The organism is Streptomyces akebiae, assembly GCF_019599145.1.
In the GTDB taxonomy this organism is placed as follows: Bacteria; Actinomycetota; Actinomycetes; order Streptomycetales; family Streptomycetaceae; genus Streptomyces; species Streptomyces akebiae.
In genome coordinates, this window is record NZ_CP080647.1 from 9544645 (window position 1) to 9567144 (window position 22500).

At 74.8% G+C, this 22500-nt stretch carries 11 protein-coding genes and 1 pseudogene; 6 read left to right on the top strand and 6 right to left on the bottom strand.

Annotated elements, in window-relative coordinates; all coding sequences use genetic code 11:
• The first annotated feature begins 128 nt into the window (after window positions 1-128).
• A complete protein-coding gene (locus tag K1J60_RS46465; protein WP_259408142.1) occupies window positions 129-1226 on the top strand; it encodes a sensor histidine kinase in 1098 nt (365 codons plus the stop codon).
• Complete coding sequence (locus tag K1J60_RS41380) at window positions 1223-1903, top strand: response regulator (RefSeq protein ID WP_220650703.1); 681 nt, start codon at window positions 1223-1225, stop codon at window positions 1901-1903. The genes K1J60_RS46465 and K1J60_RS41380 overlap by 4 nt, the downstream gene beginning before the upstream one ends.
• A gap of 63 nt (window positions 1904-1966) precedes the next feature.
• Here K1J60_RS41380 and K1J60_RS41385 read toward each other — a convergent pair whose 3' ends face one another.
• From K1J60_RS41385 to K1J60_RS46990, 6 genes and pseudogenes are all read right to left on the bottom strand, one after another.
• Entirely contained in the window at window positions 1967-4084 is a 2118-nt protein-coding gene (locus tag K1J60_RS41385) for an SWIM zinc finger family protein (RefSeq protein ID WP_220650704.1), read from the bottom strand.
• The gene (locus K1J60_RS41390; RefSeq protein WP_220650705.1) at window positions 4081-7971 is read right to left on the bottom strand and encodes a vWA domain-containing protein; all 3891 of its coding nucleotides are present in this window, start codon (window positions 7969-7971) and stop codon (window positions 4081-4083) included. Before K1J60_RS41390 ends, K1J60_RS41385 begins: the two co-directional genes overlap by 4 nt.
• The gene (locus tag K1J60_RS41395) at window positions 7968-9128 is read right to left on the bottom strand and encodes an ATP-binding protein (protein ID WP_220650706.1); all 1161 of its coding nucleotides are present in this window, start codon (window positions 9126-9128) and stop codon (window positions 7968-7970) included. The genes K1J60_RS41390 and K1J60_RS41395 overlap by 4 nt, the downstream gene beginning before the upstream one ends.
• A 148-nt stretch (window positions 9129-9276) precedes the next feature.
• The gene (locus tag K1J60_RS41400; RefSeq protein ID WP_220650707.1) at window positions 9277-14190 is read right to left on the bottom strand and encodes a DNA-binding protein; all 4914 of its coding nucleotides are present in this window, start codon (window positions 14188-14190) and stop codon (window positions 9277-9279) included.
• Window positions 14187-15053 (bottom strand): DUF4132 domain-containing protein, encoded by an 867-nt coding sequence (locus K1J60_RS41405; protein WP_220650708.1) that lies wholly within the window; start codon window positions 15051-15053, stop codon window positions 14187-14189. Before K1J60_RS41405 ends, K1J60_RS41400 begins: the two co-directional genes overlap by 4 nt.
• Before the next feature lie 371 nt (window positions 15054-15424).
• A pseudogene (locus tag K1J60_RS46990) lies at window positions 15425-16044 on the bottom strand (M4 family metallopeptidase).
• Between the two features lie 335 nt (window positions 16045-16379).
• On the opposite strand from K1J60_RS46990, the gene K1J60_RS41415 reads away from it, so the two are divergent.
• From K1J60_RS41415 to K1J60_RS41430, 4 genes are all read left to right on the top strand, one after another.
• Window positions 16380-16907 carry a COG1361 family protein gene (locus K1J60_RS41415; RefSeq protein ID WP_220650709.1) on the top strand — a complete coding sequence of 176 codons (528 nt, stop codon included), beginning with the start codon at window positions 16380-16382 and terminating at the stop codon, window positions 16905-16907.
• Window positions 16908-17316: 409 nt separating this feature from the next.
• A complete protein-coding gene (locus K1J60_RS41420) occupies window positions 17317-19461 on the top strand; it encodes a hypothetical protein (protein ID WP_220650710.1) in 2145 nt (714 codons plus the stop codon).
• 110 nt (window positions 19462-19571) lie between these two features.
• Window positions 19572-21080 (top strand): GT4 family glycosyltransferase PelF, encoded by a 1509-nt coding sequence (gene pelF, locus K1J60_RS41425; protein ID WP_220650711.1) that lies wholly within the window; start codon window positions 19572-19574, stop codon window positions 21078-21080.
• Complete coding sequence (locus K1J60_RS41430; protein ID WP_220650712.1) at window positions 21077-22495, top strand: hypothetical protein; 1419 nt, start codon at window positions 21077-21079, stop codon at window positions 22493-22495. Before pelF ends, K1J60_RS41430 begins: the two co-directional genes overlap by 4 nt.
• Window positions 22496-22500 lie beyond the last annotated feature (5 nt).

Sequence of the window (22500 nt, forward strand, 5' to 3'; positions counted from 1 at the left end):
TAGGCGAGCGGCGCCGCCGGGACATCCCTCCCGGGACGGCACCATGAACCGCGCCTCATCCCGGAGATGCAGGGGAGCGCATCCCGGGGCGGATGCGCGGCGGCGGGCCGGTCTGCGAAGGTGAAGCCATGTGGGAGTGGGGGGCGGACGGTCCGGTGGCCGCGCTGGGGGTGGTGGCGGCGGTCGCTGTGGGTCTCGCGGTGGCCCTGGTGCGCACCCGGCGCCGGTGGCAGAAGGCGGTGGGGGAGCGCGGCTGGTTGCTCGAACGGGAGCGGGAGAGCGCCACGCGGGCGGCGATCGCGGCCGAACGCGACCGTATCGCCCGGGAGTTGCACGACATCGTCAGCCACAACGTCAGCCTCATGGTGGTCCAGGCGGGAGCGGCCCGCGAGGTGCTGGGCACCATGCCGGACGAGGCGGCGGCGGCTCTGCTGGCGGTCGAGGACGCGGGCCGCGGCGCGATGACCGACCTGCGTCATCTGCTGGGCCTGCTGGCGCCGTCGCAGAACGGGGAGGAGCCGGAGGGGGCCCGGGACGCGCGGGAGGACGCGGCCCGGGACGCGGACGTGGCCGGGACCGACGACGGGGCGAGGGGCGAAGGAGGGGTGGTCGGCTCAGGTGCGGGCCGGCGCGGCGGCGGTCCGGCGGAGCCACTGGGGCGGACGGAGGATACGGCGTGGGCTGGGCGGACGGGGCCGATGGGGCGGACGGGGCCGACGGATGGAACGGAGCGGGTGGAGCGAGTGGGGTGCGTGGAGCGGGTGGGGTGGGCGGAGTCGGCGGAGTTGACGCCCCAGCCCGGACTCGACCGGCTGGGGCCGCTGGTCGACCGGATCTCGTTCGCCGGTCTGCCCGTCGAGGTACGGATCTCCGGCGAGCCCCGTCCGCTGCCGCAGGGCATCGACGTGACGGCGTACCGGATCGTCCAGGAGGCGCTGACCAACGCGCTCAGACACAGTGACGGCGGCAAGGCCGAAGTCACCGTGCGGTACACCGACCGGGCGCTGCGCGTGGAGGTGCTGAACACCGGCCCCAGCGTGCTGACCGGAGGCACCCCCTCGCCACCGCACCCCGCGCGGCCTGCCCCGCGCCACCCGTACGGCACCGGGCGCGGACTGATGGGCCTGCGCGAGCGCGTCGCGGTGTACGGCGGCGACCTGGACGCCCGGCGCCGCCTCGGCGGTGGCTACCGGGTCCGCGCCCGCATCCCCCTGGACCGACCGTGACGCCGGCCGGGGCCGAAGCGGCGCCTCGCGTGCTCGTGGTCGACGACCAGACCCTGATCCGGACCGGGTTCCGGCTGATCCTCACCGCCCGGGGCATCGAGGTGGTGGGCGAGGCCGCCGACGGCGCGGAAGCGGTGGCGATGGCCCGCGAACTGGAACCGGACGTCGTACTGATGGACATCCGGATGCCGAACATGGACGGCCTGGAGGCCACCCGACGCGTCCTGGCAGCGAACCCGGAGTGCCGGGTGCTCATGCTCACCACCTTCGACCTCGACCGCTATGTCTACGCCGCCCTGTCGATCGGCGCCAGCGGCTTCCTGCTGAAGGACGTCACCCCCCAGCATCTCGCGGCGGCCGTACGCCTGGTCGACACCGGCGACGCGCTGCTGGCCCCCTCGATCACCCGACGACTGGTGGAACGCTTCGCCACGGAAGCCGCCGGACCGCCCGCCCCCTCCGCCGACCTCCAGGTCCTGACCCCGCGCGAACTGGAGGTCCTGACCCTCCTCGGCCGTGGCCTGTCCAACACCGAACTCGCGGCCGAACTCACCCTGAGCGAGGCCACCGTGAAGTCGCACGTGGCCCGCATCTTCGCCAAGCTCCATCTGCGCGACCGCGCCCAGGCAGTCGTGATCGCCTATGAGAAGGGGCTGGTCAGAGTCAGGGAGTCCTGAGGCGGCTGGCGGCGCCTGGTCCGCCGGACCGACGGGCTCCCGGGCAGACCGTGGGCCCCGACCTCAGTGGGGCCGCCAGGTGGACTGGATCAGGGCGCGTTCGGTGCCGGTCAGGTAGATCGCGGTGGCGAGCCAGGCGCGGGCATAGTGGTCCGGGTCGGGGTCGGTGATGCGTCCGAAGACGTCGCGGGAGCGGCGGTCCGCCTCCGCGGTGAGCGCGGTCGCCAGGTCGGCACCCGCCCGGAACCCACTGCGCCGCAGGGCCGCTCCCCCTCCGTCGCGGTCGCCGTCGCGAGCCGGCTCGGCGACCGCGCGGCGCCCCCCGGAGACGGCGACCTCGACCAGTCGGCGCAGCCGCCACAACGGAGCCTCGGCGAGCGGGTCGGCCGGAACCCCGGCGGGGACGTCGACCGCGGGCAGGTCGTCCGACGGCGGGAAGTGCGCGCCCTGGAGACGGTCGTAGCCCAGGTCGGCGTGTCCCTGCCACTCGTCGGGCAGCCGCAGGGTCGCCTCGGTGCCCGGCACCGGGCCGATCGCGAGCGGGCGCAGTGTGGCGGCACGGTCGGGGTCGAGGCGTCCGAGCACCCGTATCCGCAGACCGGTACGGGTGGCCAGCTGACGGAAGTTGGCGGTGTGGGCCAGGTCGGGGTGGCCGCCTGCCGGGGTCAGCCGGACGAGGAGACCGCCGTCGGCCGACTCCCTGGAGCCGGACACCTCGCGGGCGAACAACTGGTCGCCCGCCGCGCCGACGACGACCAGGTCGCAGCCGATCAGTCTGCGTGCCTCCTGCTGCGCCTGCTCGGGGTCGGCGCCCGGACCGCCGGTGAGCCGCTCGGCGACCGCCTCCGCCAGGGGGCGTGCGAACAGGGCGGCGAGCGGGCCCGACGTCCAGGAGAGACCGGCGAGCGGCGTGGCCCGCACGCCCTTGCCGGAGCCGAGGCGGCCGTCCGGCGAGACCGTCGCACCGGAGATCAGCAGTCCGCCACGGGAGAGCCGGGCGTGGTCGAGGGTCCCGGAGCCGAGGGCGACCGTGGCCCGGGCGGCACCCCGGGCGCGGGCCGGACCGCCCGGCTTCACGTCGGCGATCGAGAACCAGTTCCCGTCGTCGGAGACGAGATGGGTCACGACACCGCCGTATCCCGTGGCAGAGATCACCGGTTCCCGGCACACGCCGTGCACCCGCAGACCGCCGCCCGGCCGGTAGGCGCGCCGCGCCGTGCCGACGAGGGCGGGGTCGGGGTTCGCCGCCGCCAACAGGCCGGTGGTGAGCAGTAGTTCGCGGACGTTGGCGACCAGGTCGGCCAGCCGGTGGCCGTCGTGCCGGGCCCGGGCCCCGCGCAGTCCGCGTACGACCCGCAGGGCCGCCGCCTCGGCGCGGTGCAGTCCGGCCAGCCGGGCGGTGTGCGCGGCCCGCAGCAACTCCGCCTGCGGCACCGCCCCCGCCGCCGGGACCCCGGCGGCGAGCACCGCCGCGGTGGCCGCCCAGAGACCGGCCGCGGCGGCGACCTGTGCGGGGGTGGGGGGTTTGCCGCCGTCGCCCAGGTCTCCGGCCCTGCCGGCGGGGGCAGAGCCGTCAACGCTGCCGGTGGTGCCGGTGGTGCCGGTGGTGCCGGTGGTTCCGGTCTCGGTGGGTTCCGTCGCGTCGGCAGCGGTGGTGGCAGCGGCCCACGTCGTGCCGTCGGCGGGCGGGGCGGCCGGGGAGGACCCGTCGGGCTCGCGGGACGCGTCGGCTCCGACGGGAACGGGGCCGCCGCCCGCCGACGAGCCGGTCGCGCCCGTTGCTCGCGGGCCCCCGGCGGACGGGGCCTCGCCGGCGCTTCCGTGGAGGCCTGCCGTCGTGCCGGACGGCTCGTGCTCCGGCTCCGCCGTGGCCGCTGAGACGGCCTCGGCGTCGGCCACCGGGCAGGCGCTCAGGACCGCGGCGCGGTGCAGACAGCGGGGGGCGAGCAGGCAACTGCACACCGCCCCCTCGGTGTCGGTCACCGCGCCCGAGGGGCCGGGCGTCAGCGTGACCTCGGCGTCCTCGCCGCACCGGACGCGCAGGGTGTCGCCGTCGACCGTGACGGGCAGGGCCGCGTACGTCTCGACCGCGGCGTCCAGTTTCTTGCGCAGCCGGGAGGTCAGGCTCTCGACGGCGGCGGCCACCACGTCGGGTGCCGCCGGGGGCAGTTCGGTGTTCATCGGCTCTCTCCGCGGAGGCGGTCCCCCACCCAGCGGGCGAGGGCGAGGGGACTGAGGGCGGCGACCGGCATTCCGGCCGCGACGAGTTGCTGGGCGACGGGCACCGAGTAGCGGGGGGTGCCCGTGTCGTCCAGGGCGGCACAGCCCATCAGGTGCACCCCGGAACCCGCGAGGGCCCGGACCTCGCCCAGGAGCCCGCCCAGCGAGTGGCCCTCCTCGAAGTCGCTCACGACGACCACGAGGGTCCGGCTGGGCACGGTCACCAGGGAACGGGCGTGCGCGAGCCCCGCCGCGATGTGCGTGCCGCCGCCGACCCGGACCTCGAGCAGCAGCGACAACGGGTCGTCCACCCGGTCGGTCAGATCGATCACCTCGGTCGAGAACGCCAGGAAGTGCGTCGACAGCGTGGGCACGCCGCCCAGGACGGCCGCGGTCAGCGCCGACCAGATGACGGAGGCCTCCATCGACCCCGACACGTCGACGACCAGGATCAGCCGCCAGTCCGCCTCCTTGCGGGACCGGGTACTGAACACCGGCCGCTCCGGCACGACGACGGTTCGGCCGTCCGCCGTACGGTGGGTGCTCGCCAGGTTGGCCCGCAAGGTGCGCGGCAGGTCGAGCCGGCCACCGGGGCGACGGGTCGGTCGCGGGGTGGCCAGGCCGGTGAGCGCGGGGCGCATCCGGGTGGCGAGTTCCTTGGCCAGCTCGTCCACCAGCCGTCGTACCAGCGGGCGCAGCCTGGCCAGTTGCTGTTCGGGCATTCCTCCGGCGAGGTTCAGCACGGAGCTCAGCAGTTCGACAGACGGGCGGACGGCCTTGGGGTCCAACTCGGCCAGTACGTCCGTACGGCCTCGGTCGGCGGCCCGTGCCAGCACTTCCTCACGGACCTCGGCGCCGAACAGCGCGTCCAGCTCCTCGCCCCACTCCCGGGCCGTGGGGAAGGACGCCTCCTGGCCACCGCCCTGACCCGGGCCGCCCCGGCCGAGGTCCGAGGAGCCCTCGCCCCGGCCGGTGCCGTACAACTCGTCCAGCGCGTGCGCGTAACGCCGGGCGTTCTGCGGCAGCTTCTCGCTCTCCCGGCCGAGGAGCAGCCGCCAGCGGTCGGTGGGGGAGAGACGGAGGAGTGAGACGGACGCCTGACCGTCGATGGGGGCTCGGAGCGTCCCGTCGGTCGCGGGGGAGCCGGCCGCCGCAGGGGCGGTCGCCGTCCCGGCGGCCGAGACGCCGGTCAAGGCCTTCGGCCCGTCCATGGCATCGGGGCTCGGCGTGACGGTGGGGCTCTGCGCGACGGCGGTGCTCTCGGCAGACCCCGCCGGGGCCGTACCGACGGGCAGCCGGAGGGAGTTGACCGCTGTCAGGCCTGCCGCGTCCGCCGCCGTCCACAGGGCGAGGAGTTCCGGTGAGGCGGTGAGGGACAGGTCGAGGCGGTCGCCGAGACGTTCGGTGACCGTGCCGAGCAGACGGTCGCGGCCGGCGGGGGTGAGCGTGTCGAAGCCGCCGCGCAGGGCGGGCAGCCGGTCCAGGAAGCCCTGGTCCGTGAGCGTGTCGACGCGGTCGAGCAGCGGGTCCAGCGCGGTCGGCGCGGACTGGAGCAGCGGGGCCGCGCCGCTGAGCAGACCGGTGAGCCGGCGGGCGAGCCCGAGGCGGCCGTCGGGGCCGGTGGCCGTGTCGATCCAGCCGGCCGCACGCGTTCCGACGGCTGCGGCGCCGTCGAGGTCGAGCAGGACCCGGGCGGCGAGGGCGGCTCCTTGGATCAGCGGGGAACCGGAGCGCGCGAGCGTGCCCAGCGCGTCGTCCATGCGCAGGCCGAGGCGGTGCTCACCGGCCCGGGAGGCGAGCGCGACGAGCGCGGCCGCGTCCTCCGGCTGGTCGCTGCCCGCGAGACCGGGCAGCGCGCGGACCGCCGCCTCCAACAGGTCGACGGCCAGGTCGGCCGCCGACGACCGGCCCTCGGGCGTGGTGCCGGGCAGATGGCCCCGGCGCAGCGCCTCCAACAGGTCGAGCGCTTCGAGCAGTTCGGGCAGGGTGGCCGCGGCCGGGAGCACCGCGGCGGCGTCCGCCAGCCGGTCGGCGACCAGCGCGGGCAGGTCGCAGCGGGCCGCCGCCCGGAGCCCGGTGAGGACCAGGGCACAGGTGGGCCCCCCGTCCGCCGACTCCCGGCGGAAGGTCTCCCGCAGGGTGCCCTCGGCGGCAAGGGCCGCGGTCACACCCCGGATCCCGGCCAGGTCGAGCCGGACGGGAACCGCCGGGGTCCACGACACCCGCCACCGCGTGGTGAGCGCCGTGCCGTCGCCCGTGCCGGCCACCTCCACGGACTCGCCGTAGCCCGCACCGCACACCGCGAGGCGCTGGAGCAGGATCTCGCGGCGGCCGTCGAGGGCGGAGCGGAGCGGGTCGAGCCGTAGTTCGCGCGAGGCGGGGTCCTCCGGGCCGGGCAACCGCGCCTCGGCCAACTCCGCCTCCACGGACGGGCCGAGACCGGAACGGGGAGTGCCCGGTGCGATCCGGCCCCGATCGGTGCCGACCAGCACCACTTCGAGCGCCCGGGCGAGAGCGCGGCCGCGCCCGAGCGGCTCGCCCTGGCCCATCACCGTCGTCAGCGCCTCCAGGACCTCGCCCCGGCCGGGGGCGGCGAGACCCCGGAGACTGGCCAGGTCGCCCGCCATCCGCAGGGTCTCGGTCGCCTCGCCCGTGCCCGCGGTGTGCCCGGCCGCGCGCAGCTCCCGGCACACATCGGTGATCGCCCGCGCGGCGGCGCCGTGCAGCAGCTCGGGGTCGCCCCCGGCCGTGAACACCCCCTGCTGCCAGCGCGGGTCGCGGATGCCCGCCGGATACCCGGAGCGGGAGTCCAGCAGGTCGAAGGCGTACGGGACGAGCGAGGTGACGACCGGCGGGTGCTCTCCGACGAGGCCCGCTCCCCGGGCCGCGGCCCTGGTGCCGCCCGCCCCCGGAGCCGACACCGCGCCGCCCGTCCCGCCCGATCCGGCCGTCTGCGTGCCGACCGTTCCGGCCGCTCCCTCCTTCACACCGGCCGGGTCCGCGTCCCCGGCGGCCGTGTCCGTCAGCGCCGGGGCGTGGAACGCGCCGATCACGGCCGCGACGCGGCGTCCGCCCGCCGCGGCGCGGGCGATCGTGTCGCGCATGTGCGCCTCACGGGCCAGGTCGACCGACGGCACGCCGCCCGCCGATTCGGCGTCGTGACGCAACGCCCACCCCACGCCGAGAGCCGCGCGACGGATCGCCTCGGGCGTACAGCCGGGAGCGAGCACCTCCACACACCGGTCCCACAGGTCGTCACCGTCACGACCGGTCCCGGCGGCGGTGAGCGCCGCCGCGAAGGCGGTGGGCGAGACGAGGGCCGCCTTCGGGCCGTCCGTGTCCGACGTGGAACGGTCCGTGTCCGACGTGGGACGATCCGTGTCCGACGTGGGACGATCCGGGCCCGACGTGGGACGATCCGGGTCCGACGCCGGACGGGCCGAGGACGGGCCGGGCCCGGCCGTGGTCACCTCCGCTCGATCCGTGCTCCACGCCGGATGCGACATCGGCAGGTCGCAGCACACCACGTCCTTCCCCCGCTCCCGAGCCCAGCGGAGGGCGGCGAGTTCGGGGGAGAAGTCGGCGAACGGGTAGAAGCCGAGGCGGCCGCCCTCACCCGCCCCGGCCAGGGCGACCGGCGCGAGGGTGCCCGGGGCGGAGAGGTGGGGAAGCCAGTGCTGGAAGTCGGCCGGCAGCTCCACGCAGACGACGTCGGCGCCGGAGTCGTCCAGCAGGGCGGGTACGGCCGCGGCGAGGGCCGGGCTGTGGTGCCGTACCCCCAGCAGGTACGGCGCCGCCGAGTCGGCGAGGGCGGTGACGGCCGCCCGCGGGTCCTGAGTGGTCGTCACCGAAGGTTCTCCCGCAGGTCCCAGAGGCGGCGCCACGTCGCCGAGCCGTCCTCGGCGCGACGGCGCACCGGGCCGTCCCAGTAGCCGAGCAGCCTGGCGTGGTCGGCCGGGTCGTCCTTGCGGACCACGCCCAGCAGGTGCCCGGGGACGAGGTCGAGCGCGTCCCCACCCGGCAGGTACGCGGTGGCCACCCCGAGCGAGGCCGCGACCGACACGGCCTCGGCGGTGGACATCACCGTGCCCGGGCGCTCCACGTCCCAACCCTCGGCGGAGCGCCCCGCACGCAGATCGCGGAAGACGGTGACCAGCACGTCGAGCACCGCGTCGTCCACGCCGAAGGCCGCCCCCGCCCGTCGCACCGCCGCCTCCGCCTGCCGCCGGACCAGGGCGGTCTCGGCGTCGACGTCGGCGATGGGGTGCACGGTCTCGAAGTTGAAGCGGCGCTTGAGAGCGGCCGACATCTCCGAGACACCCCGGTCGCGCAGGTTGGCCGTGGCGATGACCGTGAACCCGGGCGCGGCCGCGACCTGGGCGTCGTCCGTGCCGGACAGCTCGGGCACGCTCACCCGGCGGTCGGACAGGATCGACACCAGGGCGTCCTGCACCTCGGGCAGACAGCGGGTGATCTCCTCGACCCGTGCCACCCGGCCGGAGCGCATCGCGCCGAGCACCGGCGAGTCGACCAGTGCCTGCGGGGTGGGGCCCTGGGCGAGCAGCAGGGCGTAGTTCCAGCCGTAGCGGAAGGCGTCCTCGGTGGTGCCGGCGGTGCCCTGCACGGTGAGCGCGCTGGTGCCGCACACGGCGGCCGACAGCAGCTCGGAGAGCATCGACTTGGCCGTGCCGGGCTCGCCGACGAGCAGCAGGCCGCGCTCACCGGCGAGGGTGACCACGCACCGCTCGACCAGGGCGCGTTCACCGACGAACTTGGGCGCGATCACCAGCTTGTCCGGCAGCGTCTCGTGCGGCTTGGGCAGCTTCAGTGCCTCGTCGCCGCTGCCGCAGACGAAGGTGACCACGGAACGCGGGGTCAGGCGCCAGCCGGGCGGACGGGGGCCCTCGTCATGGGCCGCGAGGAAGTCGAGTTCGGTGGCGTGGCGCTCCTCGGCGGGCAGGGTCTGCCGGGCCGGAAGGGCCGTCGCCGTGTCGGTCGGGGTCATGAACGTCCTTGCTCAGTAGGTCAGTTGATTAATCGATCAGGAGATCAGGGGGCGGTGAGGAGATCGACGGGACAGTGCGCGGGTCCGCCAGTCGTGAAGGGAGGCGGGAGGCCCGGGGCGCCCGGTGGCCGGGCGCCCCCGATCCCGCTCAGCGGCGGCGGCCCCGCCGCACCTTCAGCTCCTCGAACCGGGGCGTGTCGCCGTCCTGGATCCGCTGCCAGGCCCTGCGGTACAGGTCGGCGGCCGGTTCGGACGGCACGATCACGCCGAACGTGGCGTGCTCGTCGCTCATCAGGCCGGCGAACAGCGGCAGCTTCCACCGCTCCAGCGGCAGCCGCGGTGACTTGGGGTCGACCCAGGCGCCGGGCAGGAAGAGCGAACGCCCGGCCCTGGCACGGGTGGCCTCGATCACCAGCTCGCCCCCGGTCAGTTCGGCACGGGCCGCCTTGAGCCGGGCCGGCTTCCACCCCGTCCAGCGGGCCGTCATCCGGTCCGTCGGGTCGGGCATGGCGAGCAGCATCAGATAGAGCGTGGCGGCGTCCTCGCCGACGCCGTACTCCTTCGCCACCTCGGTCACCAGCTCGGGCACCGAACGGCTCGGGTCCTGCGGCCACCAGGTGCCGTCCTTGCCGCGCTCGCCCGCCACCGGGTCGCCGGGGTCGGCCAGCAGCGCGGCGTACGGCGCGGAACGGGCCAGCCGCAGCGCCACCTCGGCGGCGTAGGGCCGCTGGTCGTCGATGCGCAGGGCGGGCAGGTACGGGTCCTGGCCGGCCTCGTCGAGCAGCGCGACCCGGATGCCCGGCGCCGGCTGGTCGTCGTGGGTGGCCAGGATGACGGCGCCGTACCGCTCGAAGCCCTCACCGACCTCGGTCGGGGTACCCGCGGTCTTCCGGAACTGAGGGAGGCCGATGTACCGCCCGAGGTCCAGTACGAGCCCGGGGTGGGCGAGCCGCTCGCGCACGGCGGTGAGCGCGGCGGGCAGCGCCGCCCGCAGCGGGTCGCCGGCGGGCAGCCGGTGGGCGAGCCAGGCGGCGAGGCCGACCGAGCCGACGAGGGTGTCCGCGGTGAACCCGACCGCGTCGTCGTCGACGGGCCGGACCCGGTCGCCCTTGACGGCCCACTCCAGGTCCCGGGTGAGCCGGGGCTCACCGGCCGGGTGCAGCAGTGCGGGCAGGGCGGCCCGGAGCTCCCACGGGGAGTGCTTGACCGCGCGGGTCGCGTCGGCGAACAGTTCCTCGGGGACCGTCGTCCGCCTGCCCACCCTGCTGTTCCAGACCTCGGCCGCGGCGGCCACGTCCGGCCCCTCGGTCCACAGCCGGGCGGGGTCGGCCGGCAACAGCGCGGCCACCACCGCGGCGCGGATGTCGCCGTCGACGCCGCGCAGTTCGTCCTTGGCGACCGCCGCGGGTGCCAGCTTCACACCGAGGGCGTTGCGTGCCTCCGTGGACAGGAACGCACGCTGGTAGAGGTCCACCTGGGGAAGTCCGGCGACGATCAGCCGGGCCATCGTGTCGGTGACCCCGGTGCGACGCGCGAACTCCTCGGCGGCCTCCGGGAACCACGGGGCCGGGCCACGCGCGGCCAGCTCCGCGAGGAACGCACCCAGCCGGGCCGCCTCCCCAGCCCCGCTCACCGGGCAGGACTCGCGGAGCGTGTACGGCTCCGGTGTCTCGAAGCGTCCCGTCGGGTCGTGGAAGAACCCGGTGAAGACGGCGCCGTCGTCGTCCAGGGAAAGGCGTCCCACGATCGCGAGGAAGGCGTCGTCGCCCAGCGGCAGCAGACCGTTCCACGAGCCGGCGCGCCACTCGCCCGACGCGGTGCGCAGCTGGTCGGCCTTCAGGCTCACGATCACCCCGCGCCACCGCTCGGCATGGGCACCGACCCCCAGTCCCAGTGCGGCGAACCGGTCGAGCAGGGTACGCAGCGCCTCCCGGTGCTCCTCCGAGGTGGTGGCGGCCGCGGCGCGGAAGGCGATGGCGCTCGTGCGGTCGGCCAGCGACCACAACTCCGGCTGCCCGCTCGGTAGTTCGGTCCCGTCGAGATGGAGGCGTACGGCCGCTCCCTTCGGGGCGGCGGTGGCGGGGAGAAGTCCCGCGGCCCGGCTCATCACGCGCAGCGAACGGAAGACGGTGTCGGCCTCCTCGTCGCGGTTCCACCAGTGGCGTGTCGGCTCGCCGAGGCCGCTCAGCGCGCCCTGGAGGACGGTGTCGGCGGGGCCCGCGGGCCCCTCCAGCTCGTCCACTCCCTCGTCGAGCGCCCGGGTGAGCCGGGCCGCCGCCGCGTCGAGGACGGCCTGCTGGCCGGCGGCGTGGCGTACGACTCCGGCGATGCCCGAGACGAGGGCGTCGTGCGTGACCGGCAGCAGCGCGCGGATCGCGTCGGGCAGCGCGTCCTTGTCCTTGTGGGCGGCGGCGGCCAGCAGGGCCGTCGACGTGGCCGCGTCGATGCGGCGCAGCGCGGCGGATCCCTCCGGGTCGCGGGCCGTCATGCACTCCCAGAACTGCACCGGAGGCAGCAGCAGCGTGCCCTCGCCGTAGACGCCCGGGGTACGGTCCGTCTTCGCGACCGAGGTGACCACGCCGTCGTGGTCGACGATCTCCAGCTGCCAGCCGTTGCGGACGACGGCGCGGGCCCGGTCGTCGCCCGGGAACACCACGAGCGCGGACGGCCTGCCCCTCTCGCGGGGCAGGGTGACGGTGTGCCCGGCGAGGTCCTGGGTGCGCCACGAGCCGTCGGGCAACTGGACCGTGCGGATGCCGACCACGCCGTCCACGGGGGCCGAGGCCGGTGCGTGGCCGACGGTCGGAGAGGGGCCGAGCCAACCGCTGTCGTAGACGCTGCCCTCGGGGGCGTCGCGCAGCGCGTCGGCGAGGAAGGCGGGCATGCTCATCCGCCCGCGCCTGTCCGTCGCCGGGTCGTACTCGTGGAACCCGTGCGTCTCCCGCTCGCCCTCCGCGTGCCAGACCCAGTACGAGGCGCCGTCGAACAACAGCCACCGCTCGTCGGGGATCGTGGTGTCCCCGGCGTGCAGCACACCCGCGCCGGTGGTCCGGCCGCCGCCCGGCAGGGGCAGGGTGGTCTTCAGGTCGGCCTTGTACCAGTCCATCTCGGTGCCCCGGGTGCCGCCCGGCCCCTCCATGGGCTGGGGGCTGTCGGCCCGGGTGTGCCAGTAGCCGCGCAGGCCGTTGCTCCGGGACCGCCAGTAGACGAGCAGCTCGCCGTCCACGTGATGGAAGCCCGGGTCCCCCCACTTGTCGTCCGCGGGGATGCGCAGGTCGTGCGTGAGGAGCGTGCCCTCCGCGCCGATCACCCGGGCCTGGGCGCCGCCCGCGACGACGAGGTGCGGCCAGGCGTCGGCGACGATGATGTCCTCGACGTCGTCCTTCGGGACGAGCGTGGCGGTCGCGTCCTCCCAGGCGGGCCAGCCGAGTTCGTCGAAGAGGCCGGCGCGCAGCGTGCGCGACAGCACCGGCGCCAGGTCGGTGGAGACGGCGGCGCGGACCTCGTCCTCGGCGAGCGCCAGCGCCTCGGCGGGCAGCCGCTTCAGCCGGGTGAGCGCGTCGGGCAGCCGGGGCAGACCCACGGCGGCGAACCGCCGGACGACCTCGCGCACCCACTCGGCCAGCAGCGGTCGCCCGCCCGGCGACGCGGCCAGCACACGGATGGCGCGTCGCCCCGAGTCGTCGTCGCCGAACCGGTCCGCGCCCCGCCGGAAGCCCTCGTGGAACCGGGGGTCGGCGGCCAGCGACAGCAGCTCGCGGTGCCCTTCGCCCGGGGCCCACTGCTCCAGCGGCAGCGACCCGTCCTTCGCCGGGGCGGCCACGGGCACGTCCAGGGACAGCAGCAGATCCATCAGATCGATGTCGTGCGTGACGCGCAACTCACGTCCGGCGGTGGTGAGTTCGGCGCGCAGACGGTCCGCCGCCCGCTCGACCAGCGGATACAGCTCGGGCATCCGGGTGGAGCCGCGCCAGGACCGCGCCCGCTCCCGGTAGGTCAGGAACCGCTCCAGCCAGCCCGCCGTGCCGTCGTGCGGACGCTGCTCCTCGGGCAGGGAGCCGTCCCACAGCCCGGCCGTGGCGCCGGAGGCCTCCAGCATGTCCAGCCACATCGCGGGCATCTCGTCGTCGTGGGACGAGGGCAGCGTGTCCAGCAGGGTGCCCCGCACCTCGGGCTCCCGCGCCGCCAGCGCCACCAGCGCCGTACGGTGGCCCTTCCACCAGCCCGCCGCCGCGCGCGCCGTGGACGGCAGGACCAGCAGTTCGGCCAGATAGGCCTGTTCGGTCAGATCCGCGTCGCGGCCGGCGGCCCGGGCCAGCCGACGCAGGTCGTTCGCCATCTGCGCCGAAGGCGGCAGACCGCCCGCCGTGCGGCGCAGGCACAGCTTGGTGAAACGCCGCAGCGCCTCCTCGGCCGGGACCCGCGCGGCCAGCTCCTTCGCGTACGCCGACAGCACCTTCACCGGGAGCGCGCCGGCCAGCGCGAACTCCAGGAACACGGCGTCGAGCCGCTCCTCCTCGACGATCAGCCCGTGCTCCGCCTCGGCCTTGCGGGCGCGGGTGAACAACTGGGCCGCGTACGTGGCGTTCTCCTCCGCGAGGAACACCCGTCCGGCCTGTTCGAAGAAGGTCGGCAGGAAGTGCGGCACCGACGCCGCCAGCCGCTCGCCGAGCTCCAGATAGGCGTCCATGGCCAGCTTGGGCTTGGACTTCGCCTGCCGTGCGGCACGCTCCAGGTCCGGCACGATGCCGAGCGCGTGGTGCCCGTCCGCCGGATGGTGCACCAGCACCCACTCGGGGAAGCCCAGCGACTGCCGCAGCCCGAGCCCCACGACGGCCGGCTCCGCGTCCTGCTCCAGGCCGAGGAACCCGGCGGCCAGATCCTCCGCCGCCCCCAGCTCCCCGGCGACCAGCCGCACCACCACCCGGTCCGCCAGGCCCGGGTGACGGTACGTCCGCGCGGTCAGCGGCACCGCCCGCTCCCCGGCACCCTCGGTGTCCGGCGGCAGCACCCCGCCCGCGGCCAGCACGTCCTCGTACGACACCTGCGTCCCCCCGCTCATGCGTCCTTGCCCTCCTCGATCACGCGCCCGGCGTACAGCGCCGCGGCCATCCGCATTCCCTCCGACCAGGCCACCGGGCCCACCTCGCCGAGCGGCAGGGCGTGGCCGTCCTGGTCCTGCCAGGTGAGACCGCCGGTCTCCACCTCGTCGTCCCAGTACGGCTCCCCGATCCACACGGAGGCCTCGACGGTGCGCTCGCCGTCCCGGACCCGGGCCGTGGCGTAGCCGCCGGAGACGCGGTATCCCAGGGAGGTGGCGCGCGCGGCGAGGGCGAAGCGGGAGCGGTACCGGCCGCCGGTGAACTCCCGCACGTGGGTCGCCTTGGCGGCCAGGTCGTCCGGTCGTCGCCAGGTGGCCCGGTGTATCTGCTCGACGCGCTGGACGATGCCGAGCTCCGCCGCGAACTCCCGGATGTCGTCGAGGTCCGGCAGCAGCACCGGGTGCGGCAGGGTCACCGTGCGCGGGGAGAGGCGGATCGTCTCACCGTCCAGGTTCACCACCCGCAGCTCGCCGGCGTCGGTGGCGCCCCGCAGGAATCCGACCTCGTCCGGGTCGTCGCCGACCACCGCGACGTCGCGCAGCGCGGCCTGCCACGCCTCGTCCGGCCACACCCGGGCCAGCAGACCGGTGGGTACGGGCAGTGACGACACCATCCAGGCGTCCACCTGTTCGACGCACGCCGTCGCGTGCCGATCCAGCCATTCGGCGAACCGGCGCAGCCGGTCCACCTCGGGGTGGTCCTTCAGCGCCTTCGGCAGCGACTTCAACTGCCGTCCCGCCGCACGGCCCGAGGTGGCTCGCGCAGCCACCCGCCCCTCCACAAGAGCGACTTCGTACCCGTCGCCCGCCGACAGCCAACCCACGAACCCCAGCCCCTAGCGTCAATCCCACAGGAAGAAAGCACAGTTCAGCCGGGGAATCCCGGCCCACGTGCGACCATGTGCGGAACGCTAGCGGCAGCCACTGACAACCGGTCCGGCGCCTCCCCCGGAGCCCCCTCCAGCACGTCGGGACGTCCCGACGGTGAAACGGACACGCGGGACGATCCCTCCGGCGTCCGGCAAGCCAATCGAAGCGGACAGGGGCGACGCATCCGTAGACCTACGTAACCGGAGTACGTATTACCGGCCAGTCGCCGTAGGCGGCGCCGCGCGGCCTTCGCACGGCCTTCGCGCTCACCCTGCGCAGTGACACGGCCGGTCACCGGCCGGCGCCGCCTCCGTCCGCCCGGGCCCTAAGGCATCGCCGCCGCGGCCGACCGCGGCGCGGCCTCGCACCTCCCGGCCGGGCGGGCGCGGGTCACCACATGGCTGACGCCGGTGGTGGAGTCGAGCCAGATCACCCGGGTGCCGGTGGCCGCGGCGGCGGCGAGCACCGCGTCCCGGCCCTGGGTGAACCCGTCGAGCGGGGTGAGGTACTCGGTGAGCGCCTTGCACACGATCTCGTCGGTGAGCGCGGCGCCGAGGTCCTCGCGGATGTCCCACAACTCCCCTGAGAAGATGGTGGAGTTGAGATGGGCGCCGCCGCTGTCCGTGCCGAACCTCACACCGAGGAAGGACGTGGCCGTGGTCCTCCCGTCGTTCAGGTCGCGCAACGCGCACTCGGCGGGTGTCCTGGTGCGGCACACCGCTCGCCCAGGAGCCCGGCGTCCGGGTCGTCCATGGGAACGCCGTACACGTCCGTCTCGACGGCATTGCCGAAGTAGTCCGCGATCGCCTCGTTCAGGGCGCCGGACTGGCCCGCGTAGACGAGGTCGGCGGAGTGGTCGATGACGCCGTGGGTCATCTCGTGCCCGACGACATCCAGCCCGGCGGAGAGGGGGCGGTACTCCGCGTCGCCGGTGCCGTACACCATCTTCGTGCCGGCCCCGCGACCGCGGGGGCCGGGAGCGGGGCCGGAAATCGGCGGATGGCCGAGACCGCGCGCACCACGTGGTGGCGGGGGAGCGGCCCGTGAGGGGCGATACGCGCCAATGCCGTCCCGTCCGCATCACGCCCCGAACGGGTGTCACCGACCCCGCCCGCACCCCCTGTCACACAACGGTTACCGTGCGCTGATGCGGTCCCCGGGGTGACCGTCACGGATCCACCGCATCTCCTTCACCCGGCGCGCACTTCCGGCCGTGAGGCGGTCGCTCGCCGCCCGTCGGGGCAGACGGTGCGCCCGCCGGATGCCTAGCCTCCCGGCCCATGCGATCACCACTGATGAGACGCTTCGGCCTCGGTGCCGTCCTGGCCCTCGCCCTCGCCGTGTTCGGCACGGCCCCCGGCGCGAGCGCGGCCGCCGCGGCACCCGCGGAGCTGACGTTCGCCACCGACAGCGCCACCACGACGCCCGGTGGCACGGTCAACCTGTCGATGACGATCACGAACAACCACACCTACGACGTCTGGTTCGTCTACCAGACCATCCAACCCACCTGGCTGACCAACCAGCGCCCCGACCTGAAGTACTCCTTCATCGGCTGCAGCCTCGCCACGGCCGCCGGCGCCACCCCCTGCTCCGGGACCGGCCCCGCCGACCTCGGTACCAACTACGGCGCCACGGTCCCGCCCGGCCAGAGCCGTACCGTCACGCTGACGCTCCAGGTCGCCGGTGACTCCGGCTGCAACGGGAACATCGGCTTCTACTCGTACTACTACGCCGAGTTCAGCGACAGCACCAACGTCAGTGGCGGTCCGGTGTTCACGCCCCAGACCCGGGTGCTCTGCGCCTGACGGCCCGGCGACGAGGTGGGCGGTCGTGACGGGAGTGACCTGAAATGATCTGCGATCGGGCTTCCGTCATGGTCTGAACCACTGGCGAACGACCGGGCGGGCCCGATCGGTCCGCCGACACGTCCCGCGGGGCCCGGACCAGCGCGCCGGGCCCTCGCGGTCGTCGTAGGCCTCGTTCCGGGGGGATGAGAAAACGTTCAATTCGGTTCCATGTCCGCCCAGTTGGACACCTGCGCTTTTCCGTCATGTTTCGCAGCATGACCACGAAAGCCACACACAGACACCACTATGTGACGCGACGGATGCGTCGACGACCGGGTTCTGAGGGGGAACGCCGGCGTCACGCAAGGGGGTGCGTCCGCTCCAGGAGAGGCGTGCTCACCCCTGCCCGGGGAGGGGACTTCACCGCATGAAGCGGACTTTACGCACCACCGTGCTCACGGTGGGCGCGCTCATCGCCGCGCTCGGCCTGCCGGCCGGACCGGTCCACGCCGACGACACCACGCCCCGCGTCGATCTGCGGGTCCTGGTGGTCAGCGACGGTGGCCCGTCCACCGACGCGATAGCCGCCGAACTCACCACCGCCGGAACGCCGTACACCGAGATCGACCTGACGAGCGCCGACCGGCCCGTGATCGACGCGGGTTTCCTCGCGGACACCGTCGACGGCCGCCCGCGCGCCAAGTACCAGGCGGTCGTGCTGCCCAACGACAACCCGTTCCCGGCCGGCTCGGCCGAGATGACGGCGCTCGCGGAGTACGAGCGGACGTACACGATCCCCCAGGTCGACGCCTACACCTACGCGCGTCCAGAAGCCGGTTTGCAGTACCCGGTGTACGGCGGCTACTCCGGCAGCCTCGACGGCGCCGAGGCCCGGGTGACCGACGCCGGGAAGGCGGGCCCCTTCGGGTACCTCGACGGCGCGGTGCCCTTCGAGGACAACGACCCCGCCATCGGCGAGAGTTACGCCTACCTGTCGAGGCCCGTCGCGGGAGCCGACTTCACCCCCTACGTCGACGCGGCCGTCCCCGGCGGGTCCACGCGCGGCACACTGGTCGGCGAGTACCGGCACGACGGGCGGCGCGAACTCGTCGTCACCTTCGTCTACAACCGCTACCAGCAGCAGTTCCGGCTGCTGGCCCGCGGCATCGTCGCCTGGATGACCGGCGGGGTGCACCTGGGCGCCACGCGCAACTACTTCGCCGTGCACGTCGACGACGTGTTCGCCGCCGACGACCGCTGGAACACCGAGCTCAACTGCACCCCCGGCGACGTCGACTGCGCCGACCCGAACATCGAGCCCGACCCCATCCGCATGACCCCGGCCGACGTCGACCACGCCACCGCCTGGCAGACCGACAAGGGCTTCACCCTCGACCTCGCCTACAACGGCGCCGGCAGCGTCGACCACCGCGAGGACAACAACGGCGACGACGCCCTCACCGACAGGTTCATCGCGGAGCGCGACCGCTTCCGCTGGATCAACCACACCTACTCTCACCCCTTCCTCGGCTGTGTCCAGGACACCAGCGTGGTCCCCTGGAGATGCGCGACCGACGCCGACGGCTCCACCCGATGGGTGAGCCGCGACGACATCTCCGACGAGATCGCCACCAACCGCGTCTGGGGCCGGACGGCCGGACTGCCCCTGGACGACGGCGAGTTGGTCACCGGTGAACACTCCGGCATGAAGGTGCTGCCGCAACAGCCCGAGGACAACCCCAACCTGGCGCTCGCCCTCGACGACAACGACATCACCTGGCTCGGCTCCGACAACTCCCGCGAGCCCGCCCAGCGGCAGGTCGGCCCCGCCACGACCGTGCCCCGCCACCCGATGAACGTCTTCTACAACGCGGGCCGGGCGGCCGAACAGGTCGACGAGTACAACTGGATCTACACCAGCCGCGCCCAGGGCGGCAGCGGCATCTGCGAGGACAACCCCGCCACCACCACCTGCCTCACCGCGCCGCTCGACACGGCCACCGGGTACGAGGACGTCATCGTGCCGCTGGAGAAGCGGATAGCCCTCGGCCACGTCCTCGCGGGCGACCCCAAGCCGCACTTCATCCACCAGTCGAACCTGGCCGAGGACCGCATCGCCTACCCGGTGCTCGACGGTGTCCTGGACGGCTACGCGGCCCTGTTCGCCGAGAACACCCCCGTGGTCAACCTGCGGATGAAGGACATCGGAGCCGAACTCCGCCGCAGGGCCCTGTGGCAGGCCGCCCTCCAGGCCGGCGAGGTCACCGCCCACCGCATCGGCGACACCGTCACCGTCGAGGCACCGGACGGCCTGGCGGTCACCGTCACCGCGCCCACCGGCACCACCCTGGCCGGCGGCGCCTTCGGCGACGCCTACGCGGGCGCGGTCTCCGGCTGGACACCCTCCACGGGCGCCCCCCTCGCCCTCGCCCTCCCCACGGCCGCCGGCCCCTCGGCCGCCGTCGCCGACGAGCCCGTCGAGACCACGGATCCCGCGCCGGACACCCGTGTCCCCGCAGGCGTGAGCGAGAGAGTGCCGTACACCCCGGACACCGACACCGCGGACGACTGACACCGCGGACAACTGACCTGCGGCACCCGCCCATCGAGCCGTCCCGGACGCGTCACCCGCGGCCGGGACCGGCAGGGAACCACCCCACACCACGGCAGTGGAGCACACCGATGCCCGTTCCCCACGACGCGCGCCGACTCGGCGCGACGCGCGTCACCCTCCTCACCGAAGGCACCTATCCCCACAGTCACGGCGGCGTCAGCGTCTGGTGCGACCAACTCGTCCAGGGCATGCCGGACCTCGACTTCGACGTCATCGCCGTCACCGGCACCGGACGCGAACCCCTCGCCTGGGACGTGCCCGCCCACGTCCGCCGTGTGCTGTCCGTCCCCATGTGGGGCGACCCGCCCGAGGGCCGCGCGCCCCGGGGCCGCGCCCGTCACCGACTCGCCACAGCCTACGAGCGGTTCCTCACCGCCCTCCTCGACCCAAAAGCCGAGGACGGCTTCGCGCCCGCCCTGTACGAGCTGGCCCGGGCCGCGGCGGACGGCACACTCAGCCCCTTCCTGCGCTCGGACCGGGCGATCGCCCAACTGGCCGCCGTCTGGAACCGCCCCGGCCTCGCCGTCCGCGAGGCCCGGCCCACCCTGCACGACGCGCTCACCGCGACCTCCCTGCTCGAACACGCCCTGCGCCCGCTCGCCGCGCCCTCTCCCGAGACCGGCGTCGCGCACGCGGTCAGCGGCGGCGTCGCCGTCCTCCCGGGCCTCGCCGCCCTCGAACGGCACGGCGTCCCCCTGCTGCTCACCGAACACGGCGTCTATCTGCGCGAGCGCTACCTCGGCTACCGCACCGCCCCCTACCGCTGGCCCGTCAAGGCGGTCGTCCTCGGCTTCTTCCGCCTCCTCGCCGAGGAGACCTACCGCCGGGCCGCCCTGATCACCCCAGGCAACCGCTACAACCGGCTCTGGGAGGAACAGGGCGGCGCCGACCCCGAGTCCATCCGTACCGTCTACAACGGCGTCGACCCCGCCGCGTTCCCGCCCGCCGGCCCCGAACCGGAGACGCTCACCCTCAGCTGGGCGGGCCGCGTCGACCCCATCAAGGACCTGGAGACCCTCATCCGGGCGTTCGCCCTCGTCAGGGCCGAACTACCGGACACACGGCTGCGGTTGTTCGGCGGGACACCGCGAGGCGGCGAGGCCTACCGCGAGCGCTGCGAGGCCCTGGCCGCGCAACTGGGTCACGGCGACGCCGTCACCTTCGAGGGCCGGGTCGACGACATCAAGGACGCCTACGCGGCCGGCAACGTCGTGATGCTCTCCAGCATCAGCGAGGGCTTCCCGTTCACCCTCATCGAGGCCATGTCGTGCGGGCGTGCCACCGTCTCCACCGATGTGGGGGGTGTGCGCGAGGCCGTCGGCGACACGGGGCTCGTGGTGCCGCCGCGCGACCCGGAGGCGATGGCGCGGGCCGCGCTGGAACTGCTGGGCGACCCGGCGCGCCGCCGGGCGATGGGGGAGGCGGCCAGGCTCCGGGTGATCGAACAGTTCACCCTCCGCCAGACCATCGACACCTTCCGCTCCATCTACCTCGAACTGCCCACCCGGGCAGGGCGGTCGAGGACCGTCGAGATCCCGGCGCGGGTGCCCGCGACCATCAGCACGGTGGCCGGATGAGCGGCCCCCTGTCACTCGAACCCGGCGGCGTCGAACAGGACACCCTGGCCATCCGGCTGGCCGACCGGCGCCGCCCGCGCCGCCGCCCCAGCTGGGCCCTCGGCGACGACACGACCCTCACCATCCGGCTCCCGCACCAGGGCCCGGACGAGGAGGCCGTGAGCGAACTCGCCGCCGAACTCGCCGACCGCGTCGGCCCGGCCGTCCACCCCTACGAAGTGGCCGCCCTGCTGGAGGCGGAGGGCCTGTCCGCCTCCCTCATCAAGGAACGCTACGGCCACCCGAACCTCTTCTCGCTGGCCTCGGCCCTGTACGAACGGGTGCCGAGGACGTTCCCCGAACCCGCCCCGACTGCCGACCCCTGGCGCCCGGACACCGTGCGCTGCCTGTTGCGAGGCGTCCTCTTCGCCCTCCCCGGCCTCGCCTATCTGCTGACCGCCCCGCTGTGGAACCCCGGCGCGCACGCCCCGGCCCTCATCGTGGCCGGCCTCGTCTCCTGGGCCTGGGGCCAGGCCCTCGGCCACCGCGCCCATCTGCGGATGGCGACCGGGCCGCGCGAAGCGGGCCGTACGCTCCTGACCGGCGCCCCCGCCGGGGCGGTCGTCGCCACGGCGATCGCGGCACTGCCCGCCGACGGCGGCCCGGTGACCCTGGTGGCGGCCGCCCAGTCCGCCTACCTGGGGGCGGCGGGCGTCCTGCTGGTCCTCGGCCGGGAGCGCCTCCTGCTCGCCGCGCTCAGCCCGTTGATCGCCGGAGCCGTCGTCCTGCCCTGGTGGGAACCGGGCCCATGGGCGCGCGCCGGACTGCCCCTCCTCGCCCTGCTGGCCACCCTCGCCGTCACCGGCCGGACCCTGCGTGCCACCCTCGCCGCCCCGGCCGTCCCGGACGCCCGCCGCCCCCGCCTGCGGTGGTCCCTGCCGTACGGCCTGTTCGGCCTCGCCGCCGGCGTGCTGGTGCTGCTGGAGGGCCGGCAGGAGCCGTACGCGGTGATCGTGCTGACGGTGAGCATGGGCCCGGCGGAATGGCTGCTCTACCGCTACCGCGGGCTGTCCGTCGCCGCGCTGCGCGCCGTCGCGACCCCCGCCGGGTTCCTGCTGCGCTCGGCCGGGATCCTCGCCCTCTGCCTGCTCGCCTACCTGCTGCCGCTGCTGCCCGCGGCCCTGCTCACCGACGCCGCCCCCGCCCCGCTGCTGCTGCTCGCCGCCGTCCTGTGGACCGCGCTGCTGCTGCAGGCCTTCGGGGCGGCCTGGCCGTCGGCCGTGATCTGTCTCGCGGCGGCGGGCGGCGCCGGGGCGGTCACCCTGCTGCGCCTGCCACCGGGCGACCTGGCGCTGCCCGTCGGCTGCGCCGCCGCCGCGCTCTGTCTGTCGGCGTGCGCGCTGCGGCTGCTCGGCCGGCCCGCACCGCACGCCTGAGCCCC

Excerpts from the sequence above, each read along its gene's own strand:
- K1J60_RS46465 (WP_259408142.1), top strand. The coding sequence starts at position 129 with ATGTGGGAGTGGGGGGCGGACGGTCCGGTGGCCGCGCTGGGGGTGGTG.
- K1J60_RS41385 (WP_220650704.1), bottom strand. The coding sequence starts at position 4,084 with ATGAACACCGAACTGCCCCCGGCGGCACCCGACGTGGTGGCCGCCGCC.
- K1J60_RS41395 (WP_220650706.1), bottom strand. The coding sequence starts at position 9,128 with ATGACCCCGACCGACACGGCGACGGCCCTTCCGGCCCGGCAGACCCTG.
- K1J60_RS41400 (WP_220650707.1), bottom strand. The coding sequence starts at position 14,190 with ATGAGCGGGGGGACGCAGGTGTCGTACGAGGACGTGCTGGCCGCGGGC.
- K1J60_RS41415 (WP_220650709.1), top strand. The coding sequence starts at position 16,380 with ATGCGATCACCACTGATGAGACGCTTCGGCCTCGGTGCCGTCCTGGCC.
- K1J60_RS41420 (WP_220650710.1), top strand. The coding sequence starts at position 17,317 with ATGAAGCGGACTTTACGCACCACCGTGCTCACGGTGGGCGCGCTCATC.
- pelF (WP_220650711.1), top strand. The coding sequence starts at position 19,572 with ATGCCCGTTCCCCACGACGCGCGCCGACTCGGCGCGACGCGCGTCACC.
- K1J60_RS41430 (WP_220650712.1), top strand. The coding sequence starts at position 21,077 with ATGAGCGGCCCCCTGTCACTCGAACCCGGCGGCGTCGAACAGGACACC.